The sequence below is a fragment of the Parasphingomonas halimpatiens genome (assembly GCF_036663795.1).
Taxonomy (GTDB): Bacteria; Pseudomonadota; Alphaproteobacteria; order Sphingomonadales; family Sphingomonadaceae; genus Sphingomonas.
In genome coordinates this window covers 22531-34378 of record NZ_JAXOJP010000028.1, presented here as the reverse complement: position 1 = coordinate 34378, position 11848 = coordinate 22531, and the positions used below count along the sequence as shown (strand labels likewise).

8 protein-coding genes are annotated in these 11848 nt (G+C 67.9%); 1 reads left to right on the top strand and 7 read right to left on the bottom strand.

From position 1 onward, the window contains the following. The first annotated feature begins 14 nt into the window (after positions 1-14). Positions 15-449, top strand: a complete 435-nt coding sequence (locus U1839_RS20840) for a hypothetical protein (protein WP_332805497.1) — start codon at positions 15-17, stop codon at positions 447-449. A gap of 297 nt (positions 450-746) precedes the next feature. Here U1839_RS20840 and U1839_RS20835 read toward each other — a convergent pair whose 3' ends face one another. The 7 genes from U1839_RS20835 to U1839_RS20805 form a co-directional block, all read right to left on the bottom strand. Next, positions 747-2021 carry an MgtC/SapB family protein gene (locus tag U1839_RS20835; protein ID WP_332805496.1) on the bottom strand — a complete coding sequence of 425 codons (1275 nt, stop codon included), beginning with the start codon at positions 2019-2021 and terminating at the stop codon, positions 747-749. Between the two features lie 6 nt (positions 2022-2027). Then, positions 2028-2849, bottom strand: coding sequence for a universal stress protein (locus U1839_RS20830; protein WP_332805495.1), 822 nt, complete (start codon positions 2847-2849; stop codon positions 2028-2030). 105 nt (positions 2850-2954) lie between these two features. Beyond that, positions 2955-4076: a tetratricopeptide repeat protein gene (locus tag U1839_RS20825; RefSeq protein WP_332805494.1), complete on the bottom strand. Its 1122-nt coding sequence runs from the start codon at positions 4074-4076 to the stop codon at positions 2955-2957. A 196-nt stretch (positions 4077-4272) separates the two neighbouring features. Further along, complete coding sequence (locus tag U1839_RS20820; RefSeq protein WP_332805493.1) at positions 4273-6078, bottom strand: vWA domain-containing protein; 1806 nt, start codon at positions 6076-6078, stop codon at positions 4273-4275. A 309-nt stretch (positions 6079-6387) separates the two neighbouring features. Continuing rightward, on the bottom strand, positions 6388-10164 hold the full coding sequence (locus U1839_RS20815) for an FG-GAP-like repeat-containing protein (protein ID WP_332805492.1): 3777 nt from the start codon (positions 10162-10164) through the stop codon (positions 6388-6390). A 174-nt stretch (positions 10165-10338) separates the two neighbouring features. Further along, complete coding sequence (locus U1839_RS20810; protein ID WP_332805491.1) at positions 10339-10884, bottom strand: RNA polymerase sigma factor; 546 nt, start codon at positions 10882-10884, stop codon at positions 10339-10341. A gap of 133 nt (positions 10885-11017) precedes the next feature. After that, a complete protein-coding gene (locus tag U1839_RS20805) occupies positions 11018-11845 on the bottom strand; it encodes a LytTR family transcriptional regulator DNA-binding domain-containing protein (RefSeq protein WP_332805490.1) in 828 nt (275 codons plus the stop codon). Positions 11846-11848 lie beyond the last annotated feature (3 nt).

The following is an 11848-nucleotide window of genomic DNA, read 5'->3' as shown; positions in this document are numbered from 1 at the left end:
CAAAAGACCGTCCGATGGCCTATCTCGATCTCGACCAGCCCTTCGCCGCGCCCGCTGGCGCGCGTATCGCGCAGCGCAGCGCCACGCTGGTCGCCGATCTGCCCGGCTTCACGCCGCTCGAATGGAGCGTGATCGCGCTGGCGAAGCGCGACACGCTCGCCAGCCTCGGCACGCCAAGCCGGCTGTCGCGCGCGCTGGGCAGTCTGTTCGGGCTGGGCACCGCGTCGAAACTCGCCGATCCGAAGCTCGAGGCGTTGCGGCGCATGGCGGTGCATGCCTGGTGCTACGGCTTTGCGCTGCCGATGGCCGAGATCGATCGCTTCGTCGCCGCCGGGTTCGACGAGCGCCAGATCGAGACGATGGTGACGAGCATCACCGGCACGCGGATCGGCACGCGCCAGCGCGATATCGGTACGACGGCGCGGATCGTGCGGACGGCGCAAGCCTGACGCAGGCGCGGTCGACTCATACTCATCTCATCGATTGGCACCTTTAGCCCCTCCCCTTCAGGAGCTGCGGGCCGGTCATGCCCCCGGCATGACCTGAACGGCGCGGGGCGCCGTTCACCCGAAGCTGGGTTGGGGGTGGGGCCGCGCCGCAGACACAGCGCTCGGGGAGATGCCCCACCCCAACCCAGCGGCAGGTCGGTCAGGCCCCCGGCCTGACCTGAACCATGCGGGGCATGGTTCACCTGCCACTCCTGAAGGGGAGGGGCTTGAGAGAGTCATACTCGCCGGGATTTGGTATCAGCCGAGATTGACCAGCACGAGCAGCGCGATGACGGTCATCGCGGCGAGTGCGATCGGCGCGGCGGCGCGCATCCCCGCAGCATTGCGCGCGAGGCCGGCGGCCAGCCCGCTCTTCAACACGAGATTGCCGGCGACCGGCAGCGCGAGCGCGGCTCCGGCCAGCGCGCCCTGGTCGGCTCGCGGCATGGCGGAAAAGGCCAGCACCGCGGCGTCGACATCAACCAGCCCGATCAGCGCGAGCACCGGCGCGGCGCCAAGATGGCCGAAGCGCGCAATGCCCCAGCGCGACGCGACGATCGCCAGCGCCGTCAGCCCGGCGAGCGTCAACGCACCGCCAAGTTCGAGCGGGTTGCCCAAGCCGGCGCGGTAGTGGCGCGCAGGCCCACGCGGGCGGCGCCATGCCCAGGCGGCGGCACCGAGCAGCACGAGCAGCGCGGGACCGAGCGGCGTGGCGATGGCGACGAGCCAGCCGGGCGCGAGCAAGGCGACGAGCAACAACACGCGCCCGACGCTGACCGCCGAGGCGAGCACGATACCGATCTCCAGCCCGCCATCGCCGTCCTGCCCGTCGCGCAGCCGCCGCGCGAAAGCACCGGTGACGGCAGTCGACGACACCACCGCGCCGCACATCGCCGCGATCAGCGTGCCGCCGCGCCCGCGCGTGCGTCGTGCGAGCAGATAGGCGATGAACGACAGGCCGCTGACTAGCACCACGACGAGCAGCAAATAGCGCGGGTTGAGGGCGTGATAGGGCCCGAGATCGCGGTCGGGCGCGAGCGGCAACAGCACCAGAGCGAGCAAGGCGAAGCGCGCGGCGGCGCGCAATTCGGCCAGCGTGATGCCCTTGAGCATGCCGTGGAGCGGCTGGCGCGACGAGAGCAGGAACATCGTCGCGGCGGCGACCGCGACGGCGATGGTCGGCTGGCCCCGCGCGGCGAGCACGCCGAGCCCGAGCACGAGCAGCCCGGCGACCGCGCTGGTCGCGCTGCGCCCGGTCGGCACGCGGCTCTGGCGGAGATAACCGGCGAGCAGCAGCAAGGCGGCGGTGGCAACGACGATGCCGCCAAGCCAGGGCGGCAGTCGCGCGCCGACTCCGCCGGCCAGCCCGAGCAGGCCGAAGGTGCGGATGCCGGCAACGCGCGCCCCATCGGGCTGGTCGCGCCCGTTCCAGCCACGTTCGAGCCCGACGAGCAGGCCGATGGCGAGCGCATAACCGAGCGGCAGCAGCGCGTCGATCGTCGTGCCGTCAGGGGGCGTGGCGGCGATGTTCATCGGCGATCAGTGTGACAGCATCACCGGCAGATGGGTATCCTTGATCAGCGCCTCGGTGACGCCGCCGAGCACCAGTTCGCGTACGCGGCTATGCGCGAAGGCGCCGATGGCGAGCAGGTCGGCCCCTTGGTCGAGCGCATGGACAACGAGCCGGTCGGCCGGATCGCCACCCTGATCGAGCCACAGCGCCTCGGCCGCGAAGCCATGCTGCGTGAGGTACCGCACCGCGCGTTCCTGCGCGCGCGCCTCGTCGACCGTCGCCGGCCCGGAGCCGACCGCAGCAAGCTCGATCCGCGCGCCCGGCGTGGCGAGCGCGACGAGATCGTGCAGCGCGCGCACCGCAGCGGCGCCGGCTTTCCAGCCAAGCACGGCATGGCCGACATGGCGCAGCGTGCGGCCCGGCGGCAGGATGATCAGCGGCGTGCCGGAGCCGAGCGCGAGCGTCTCGGCCACGCGGCGGTGCAGCCACGGCACCGCCCAGCTCTCGCGTGCGCCGATCATCGCGACGTCGGTGACGATCCGCGCCTTGCGCAGATCACCGACCAGCCAGGCGACGTCATCGTGCAGGCCAAGCAGTTCGACCGCGACCGGCGCCGCGCCGATTACCGCGCGGAGTTTGCCGAGTTGCTCGGCGGCATGCGCTTCGCGCTCGGCCGGCAGCACATAGATGGCGCCGAGCGGGGCATATTCGGGCAGCAGCAGCGGGTCGGGCGTGAGCAGCTGGAAGACGACGCCGGCGCCGGCATATTCTGCCTGTGCGAGCACCGCCTGGATAAAGCCCTGCGATTTCTCGACATCGTCGAGCACGGCGAGGATCGACATGGTCATTGCGACAGCCTCTCTTCCTCCGCGACGCCATACCGCGCGGCTTCGACCGCTTCATCGCGCGCCGTACGTTGCGGATCGATACGTAGAGTTACCGGGCCGTGCCGCTCAGTCGGCGTCGAGCGCGTCAGCGCGCGCCTCGTCGGCCGCGGCACGCCGTGGGTCGCCGCGCTGGCGCAACAGCTGCGCACGCTGGCGATAGCCGAGCGGGTCTGCGGGCGCGAGGCGCACCGCGCGATCGAGATCGGCCAGCGCGCGGTCGAGGTCGCCCTTGCGCTGCCGGGCGAGGCCGCGATTGAGCCACGCGCGGGCCAGGCGCGGGTCGATCGCGATCGCGCGGTCGAACGCGGCGATCGCGCCGTCGAGGTCGCCATTCGCGGCGCGTGACACTCCCTCGTTGAGGCGCCCGGTGGCGCTGGGAGCACCGGCCCTGGCTTGCGCACCGAGCGCGCGACGACAGGCGACGAGGTCGCGGTCGGGATCGTCGATTGCGCAGCGATCACGCGCCGCGCGCGCGGGCTCGGCGGCACGCCCGACGCGCGCGCCGGTGACGACGATGTTCGCGGCATCGGCGGCGGCGCTTTCCTCCAATCGGGCGGTGGGCGCGGCGGCAATGGCCGCAGGCGGCGGGGCCGGCGGCGGTGGAGGTGGCGGTGGAGGCGGTGGCGGTGGTGGTGGTGGCGGCGGTGGTGGCGGTGGTGGCGGTGGTGGCGGTGGTGGCGGCGGTGGTGGTGGCGGTGCGGCGGGTTCGTCGCGCACTGCCTTCATCGCCGGTGTCGCCACGGCATCGGCACGGCCGCTGACGATGCGCGGACAACCGCCACCGGTGCAGGGCGATGCGGCGCCCGGCGTAGCGGGCTGCGGCGCGGTCGTCGGCGCGGCATCGGCGGGCGCGGCGCCCGGCCTGACCGGCGCCGTCGCGGCACGGCCCGTATCGACCGGCGCTGCGGCAGCCGACACCGACGGCGCGGGCGTCGGGAAGCGGTCCTTCAGGGTAATCAACGCAGCGGGCGCACCAATCAGCGCGATCAACGCGACCGTGACGAGCAGGCCGACATGGCGGCGGGGGATTAGCGGTCGCCGCGCTGGGCTGACGGGAGGCGCGGCAGTCGCCGGCTCAGCGACCCCGTCGAAACGCCGCAGCGCCGCGGCGATGGCCGCGTCGCGCGCCGCCGGGCGCGGCGGCGGCGCGGTCGGCAACGCGCCGGCGATGTCGTCGTCGATCGCCATTCACCGGGCGCGGCAGGAGGAAGTGCGCAGCATTGCTTGGCCTTATAGCGGCATTTGCCGTGGCGTCGAAAGGTGGGGTTTGGTGGCCCCCTCGCCGTTCGTGCTGAGCCTGTCGAAGCACCGCTCTTTTCCCCCGAGGCGAAGAAAGAACGGCCCTTCGACAGGCTCAGGGCGAACGGCGGTGGGGTAGCTCGCCCTACCGCTCGATCGTCGCCATCGCCCCCGCCCCCCTGGCGGCGCGGACGAGCTGGATGAACTCGGCGCGGTAACCGAATGCGTCCTCGCCGCGCGCCGCCGTGGCGATGCGCAGCACATCGTCATAGCCCATCGCGCCATTATATTTCCCGCCGCGCAGCAGTTCGGCAAAGGCGGCGACGCTGGTGGCGAAACGCGCATCCTGTGGCGCGTCGGCGAAGCGCGCCACTTCGGACGCGCGGCCGATCGGCGTCGAGATCAGCCGGCTGGTGTCCGATTTGGGCAGCTTGTAGCGGATCTTGACGAAGCCGAGCTCGCCGCCCTGCCCCGCGACGCGCGGCGCGGGCCGGGCGTAGCGCAGGTCGCCGATCGAGCGCGGGCCGCCGACCGGCACGACCTCGTACAATGCGGTGACGGTCTGGCCCGAGCCGACATCGCCGGCATCGACCTTGTCATTGTTGAAATCGTCGCGGTTGAGCATCCGCGTCTCGTAACCGAGCAGGCGATATTCGGCGACCGTGGCGGGGTTGAACTCGACCTGGATCTTGACGTCCTTGGCGATCGGGAAAAGCGTCGAGCTCGCCTCGTCCACCAGCGTCTTCCGCGCCTCGTTCAGCGTGTCGATATAGGCGGCGGTGCCGTTGCCGTTCTGCGCCAGCGTCTGCATCATCGCGTCATTGTAATTGCCCATGCCGAAGCCGAGCACCGACAGGAACACGCCCTTGCTGCGTTCGCGCTCGATATAACCCTTGAGCTCGTTCTCGCTGGTGATGCCGACGTTGAAATCGCCGTCGGTCGCAAGGATCACGCGGTTGACGCCGTGCGGGTCGAGATTCTCCTCGGCCAGCGCATAGGCCTGGCGGATGCCCTCGGCGCCCGCCGTGCTGCCGCCGGCGCCAAGCCCCTCGATCACCGCGCGGATCCGGCCCTTTTCGCGCGCCGGGGTCGGCGCGAGCGCGGTGCCCGCGCTGCCGGCATAGGTGACGATCGCGACACTGTCGTTCGGGTCGAGCTGGTCGAGCAGCATTTCGAGCGATTGCTTTACCAGCGGCAGCTTGTTGGGCGCGTACATCGAGCCCGAGGTGTCGATCAGGAAGACGAGATTGGCGCGCGGCCGCGTCGCCTGCTGGATGGTATAGCCCTTGATGCCGATGCGGACGAGCTTGCGCCCCGCCGTCCACGGGCTGGGGAAGACCGCGACATTGGTGCTGAACGGCTGCGCCGCGCTGCGCGGCGCGGCATAGTCATAGGGGAAATAATTGACCATTTCCTCGGTCCGCACCGCCGCCGGTTGCGGCAGCGTGTTGCGGTTGAGCGAGGCGCGGACAAAGGCGTAGCTGGCGGTGTCCACGTCGATCGAGAAGGTCGAGACGGGTTCCTGCTGCACCAGCTTGAACGGGTTCTGCGCGGTCGCTGTGAAGCGATCGCGCCCGACCTCCTGATAATAAGGCGGGCTGTAGGGACGCGGTTCGGACGGCATGGCGGCGCGGGGCGATGCCAACATGGCGCCGCTGACCATCATCGCCGGCGGCGGAGGCGGAGGTGGTGGCGGCGGCGGCGGCGGCGGCGGTGGCGGTGCCGCCATGTCGACGCGGACAAAGCGCTCGTCGCGGGCTTCGGCGGCGCGACCGGACGCGACCTTGCTGCCGGTGACGACCACGTCATTCGCCGGCGACGCGGCCGGCGGCGTGCCATCGGCGGTCGTCGACGCCTGATCGAGGCCGGCGTGCGTGCACGACACGACCAGCATCATCGACAGCCCGGCGGCGATCGTTCGTCCCAGCGGCGTTGGGTAGAGGCGAGGCATGAGAAACTCCCTGATGACTGCGGCGCACCATCGTCCGCATGTCACTGGGACGTGCCGGCTCGGGATTTCCTTGGGTGTCGGGAAAAAATATTCTCACCGATTAGTCTAAGTGCGGGCACTTTTGCAGGCCGCGTTAAGTCAGCACCAGCGACCGCGTCGTCTATGCGTCTTCATCGCGTCGATCGAGGACAGATACATGTCTGGCCTCGAGCTTTGCGCACAGGGGAAGATGCCGGCCATGGCGGGTACGTGAACGGAACGCCAAGGCGGACCTTGGCACCATCGGCCAGATGTCAAGAGCGCCGCGCCTCAAACGAGATGTAGACTTATATCGGCGTTACCGAGGGTGTTTCCCTGTAGGATGTGTATATCGTCCATTAGCCATGCGGCATAAGCTCCGGCGTGTTCGAATACGAGGTCGGCCTTGCCGTCGCCGTTGATGTCGAACACCTTGGCGAGGGTGAAGCCATCGCCGGGGTTACCGATATCGCCGCCGCCGATGATGGCGTTGCCGTCCAGATCCCAACTGGCATAGGAGCCGTTCACGTTCTGGAACAGCATGTCGGCCTTGCCGTCGCCGTTGAGGTCGGCCAGCGCCTTGAACGTCCAGCCCGCCCCCGGATTGCCGATCGTGCCGCCGCCGATGATCGCGGTGTCGCTCAGCAGCCATGCCGCGTAATTGCCCGACGCATCCTTGAACACTATGTCGGCCTTGCCGTCGCCGTTGAGGTCGCCGGTCGCCACGAAACTGTAGCCGCTCGCAACCCCGATATTGCCGCCACCGATGATCGCGTTGCCCGACACATCCCAGGTCGCATAGACGCCGGTCGTATTGTTCTGGAACAATATGTCGATCTTGCCGTCGCCGTTGAAGTCGCCGACCCCCTTGAACGCATAGCCCGCGCCTGGATTGCCCAGCGCACTGCCGCTGATGAAGTGCGCCCCGTCCGAGTGCCACGTCGCCAGCGTGCCGTCGCTATACTGGAACAGCACGTCGCTCTCGCCCGTCCCGGCAAAGTCGCCCACCGCCTTCGCCGTCCAGCCCGCTCCCGGATTGCCGAGCGTGCCGCCGCCGACGATGACCCCGGCGTTGATCTGCCAGGTCGCGACCGTGCCGTCGGTGCCCTGGAAGAGGAGCGTCGCAAAGCTGTTCGCACCGTGGCCGTTCGCCACCGCGAACGATGATCCCGGATCGCCAAGATTACCACCACCGGTGATGGCGGTGTCGTTCATCGTCCAGGTCGCCAGCGTTCCGTTCGCACCCCGGAACACGATGTCCGACTTGCCGTCGCCATTGTAGTCGCCGATCCCGGCGAACGACCACGCCGCCCCCGGATTGCCGATCGTGCCGCCGCCGATGATCGCACTGTCGTTCAGATCCCAGGTTGCGTAGCTCCCGTCGGCATTCTCGAACAGCAAGTCGCTCTTGCCGTCGCCGTTGAAATCGCCAACGCCCTTGAAGAACCAGGATGAACCGGGATTGCCGAGATTGCCGCCACCGCTGATTTTGGCATCGTCCAGCGTCCAGATCGCATAACCGCCGTTCGCGTTCTCGAACAGCACGTCGCTCTTGCCGTCGCCGTTGAAGTCGCCGGTCGCCTTGTACACATACCCCGCGCCCGGGTTGCCGATCGTACCGCCGCCGGTAATCGCCGTGCCGCTCAGATCCCAGGTCGCATAGGCCCCGGTCAGACCGTTCAGGAACAACAGGTCACTCGTCCCGTCACCGTTGAAGTCACCGGTCCCGACCAGCGCATAGGCAGCTCCGGGATTGCCGATGTTTCCGCCACCAGTGATCGCCCCCCCCGCCACCTGCCACGACGCCAGAGTCCCGTCCCGCCCGCGGTACAGGAGATCGCTCGTGCCATCGCCGTTGAAATCTCCCACCGCAGCCAGGCGAAAGAGGGATCCAGGATTACCAATGTCCCCGCCGCCCGTGATCGACGTGTCGGCCAGATGCCACGACGCAAAACCCCCAGACACTGAGCGAAACAATACATCACCAACATGGTCACCGTTCAAATCAATACCCGTCGGCAAGTGAATCCGTGTGTTCGCAGGCAGGATAAAATCGGCGAGGGTCGCTACGCCATCGATCCGGATCGTCATCGTGACGCCCGACACGGTCTCGATCGTGACGGTCGTCCAATGCACCCCGACCCACGGGTTATTGAAATCGGCGAACGAGAAATGGCTCGGCGCCACAGCGGTGAGATCGACCTTGTCGATACCGTGTTCGAAATATTGCAAATAATCCATCTGCGCGGCGGTGGAATCGGTGGTCGCGCGATAGACGAAACGGTCGGCACCATTGCCGCCGATCATCGTATCCGCGCCGCCCGCACCGTAAATGGTGTCGTCGCCACCAGCGCCCGACAAGTAATTGTCGGCATCGTTGCCCGAAAGGATATTGGCGAGATCGTTGCCAAGCAAACCGACTGCTGCGGCGCCCAAAATCCGACCGTTCTCGACATTGGCCTGCAGCGAATAGTCGATATAGGTGCGGACCTCGTCGACCCCTTCGCCGACCGCTTCGAGCACGCGGTCGCCGTCCGTGCGGATGACATAGATGTCGTTTCCGCGCCCGCCGAACATCGTGTTCGCGCCAGCCCCGCCATCAAACAGATCGTCGCCGTCGCCTCCGACCAAGGTGTCATCGCCGCCCATGCCATAGAGCTGACCGCCGCCCGTCGCCGCGACCAACAGTTCGCCACCATCGGTACCCGTTTGAACCGTGCCGGGCTGGGTCGTGACGATATCGCCCAGCGAAACCATTCCATTCACGATGATGCGGAAATCGCCGCCGACGGAAGTGCCGGAAACCACGGTCTGGCTACCACTTGCTGCCAACGACATCGAAAGCGGAGCCAGTGCGCTCAGGTCGATGTGATCCACGCCCGTCTGGAAATCGGTGATCGTGTCGGCATTCGCCCCCGCCGAGTCTTCCGCGCCAGTGTAGACGAAGGTGTCCGCCCCGGCGCCGCCGGTCAGCATGTCGGCGCCACCGCGACCCACCAGCATGTCGGCGCCATCCCCGCCGCTTAGCCGATCGACTGCTGCGCCCCCGCGCAGAAGATCGATTCCGCCACCGCCATCCACCGAACCGGAAACGCTGCCGCCCGCACCGTCGAAATAGTCAGCGGTCGCGCCCAGCGTTATCGATCCCGTGATCGTTCCCGCATTGCGGAACAGATCGGGGAAACGTCCGAGTTCCAGCGTACCGACCCAGATACCGCCTGCCGCATTGGTGACGATGTCAAGCCCACCGTCACGCCTGAGATCACCCTGAATCAAACCGCTATTGGTGATCGTCAGCGCGACATTATAGCCTTCCGTCGCGCGGATTGCGGTCTTCGCGATGATCGTGCCGCTGTTGAGGATCGTACCGGGCTGGTAGAGATTGGTGTTGTCTGGAAAGAGGTAGATCCCGACCGCCTCCGCGCCTCCGCCCGAAGCAGTCGCAGTGATCGTGCCGCGATTGTCGATCAGCGTCCGCACGCCGTATCCCGCGACGCCCGATACGAATGTCGGCTCTGCCGCGGTCGCATAGCCGCTGACATTGATCGTGCCCGTATTGAGCAGCGAGGCGCCGTTCTGCGAAAGATGGACGGCACCCGCGGTGCCGTGATCGGATCGGACGTCGATCAAACCGTTGTTGATGACGGTGCGGCCGTTTACGCCACCCGCGCCGTTCAGATAGGATTGTTGGCCGTTGGCCGTATTAACGACACGCACGATGCCATTGATCGTGATGGTCTGAAAACCTTGAGGCCCGGCAGTGTCGCTTGTCACGACGCCACTCGCCCCGCCCCCAGACACGCCGGCGGTAACGTCGAGTTCGCCATTGAGCACGAGAGACGGCAGATACCGCGCGTCCACGTAATCGAGGCGAATCCCGATCGCCTCCTTCGTCGTCGCGTCTCCGACCACAATGTTGCCATCGATGGTCAACATGGTCGGGACGCGATGCGTCGGCTGCGCGAACAACCCGGTCGTCTGCACGCCCGGGTTATCGGGCTGCTGGTCGTCGACGAACAGGAGGTTCTGACCAACGGCCAAATGATAATCATCGTTGATCGTAAGCATTTAACCCTCCGCCTCGCCCGTCAGATGTCTAAACTCGCGCAGCGGGCCATACAAGCGGCTATCAGGCCAGATCGGAGGGTGAGCGATTGGCGCCGCCAACTTCGCACGAACAGGGTGCGCAGCCCGGTTAATACTTTTAGAAGTGTCAGTCGAAATTAGTCCAATCCCGCGCGGTTAGTCTGGCTCGCGCTGCGCGCCGGAGAGCAGCCGGCGCACCTCGTGCATGCGCCACGATACCGTCGCCTCGGCCACGCCGAGAATGGCGGCGGCCTCGGCATGGGTCAGCTGCTGGCCGGCGACAAGGATCGCGGCGTCGCGATAGGGTGGCGCGAGCCGGGCGATCGCGCTCTTCACCCACATCGCGTCGTGCAGGTCGCGCCCGTCGGGGCCGCGCGCCAGGCCGACCAGCACCGCGAGCCGATCGGTCAGGCCGCTGAACGAGCGGCGGCGACGGTGCAGATCGCGCGCCGCATTGTAGACGATGCCACACAGCCAGGTGGAGAATTTCGCCTCGCCGCGAAAGCCGCCGATCTTCTCGACCAAAGTGCAGCACACATCCTGCGCGATGTCGTCGGCATCGGCGCGCGTGCCGGTCAGCTGCCAGGCAAGCCCGTGGATGCGATCATAATGGCGTTCCAGCAGCGCGGCGAAGGCGTCGCGGTCGCCGGTCATGGCGGCGGCGAGCAGGTCGGCGTCGGGATCATCCGCGGTCCGCGCCATCACTCACGGTCGCTCGCGCAGGCGCGTGGCACTCATGCGCCGGTGCGGCTTTGAACAGCCTGTCGCGATATGCCCTGACACGCGCGCTATCTGCCCGATCCACGACAGCGATGCCACCCGCGCGCCGACGCCCTTAACGCGTTAGCGCGCGGTTGAGCCAGCCCAGGGCGCGCAACGTGGACACGAAGCGCGCACTGACCGCCAGCCGCGTGCCATCGGCCAGCACCAGTCGCCAGGCGCGCCCGTCACGCTCGGCTGCGACCACGGCAGCATTGGCCGCCCACGCACCGCGATGGATCTGACACCCGTCGAACCCGGCGACCTCGCCGAGGGCGTCGCCGAAGCGGTGGTGGATCAGCCGCGACCGACCATCGACAAGAAACAGGCGGCAATAATGATCTTCTGCACGGATAGCGGCCAGCGCGGCCGGCGCGATAATACCTGCCTTGGCGAGCACACCGCCGGGGACGATCCCCGACGCGGCGAAGACGGTCGAGACGGGGCGGGACCGCGACCGGGCGAGATAGAGCATCGCGAAAACCACCGCCGTCATCGCCAGTGCGCTGGCCCACATATGCGGCGCGGCGCGCGTTGCTGCCGGGACACCGACCAGCCGCAACGCCACGCCGATTTCGAGCGGCAAGGGCAGGTTGAGCCCCACCGCGCCAAGCAGTACGGCGCGCGTCCAGTCGCGCGGTTGTCGCACCGTCAGTGCGAACCACGCCTGCCATTTGGCTGTGCTCCACCCCATCAGCATCGCCCAGAAGACGAGGCGCGTCGGCAATGGCAGGGCGCCGGTGCCGAACGCGCCGACGACGACCAGGAGCACGGCCGCCGCCGCCGCGACGATTTCGATCGTCGGGAAACCGGGCAAGGCGCGCGCGCGATCCGCGAAGCGCCGGACATGCTTCGCGAAAGCGCCGTTGCGCGGGACCAAAGCGGGGGTGACGGATCGGGGCATCGC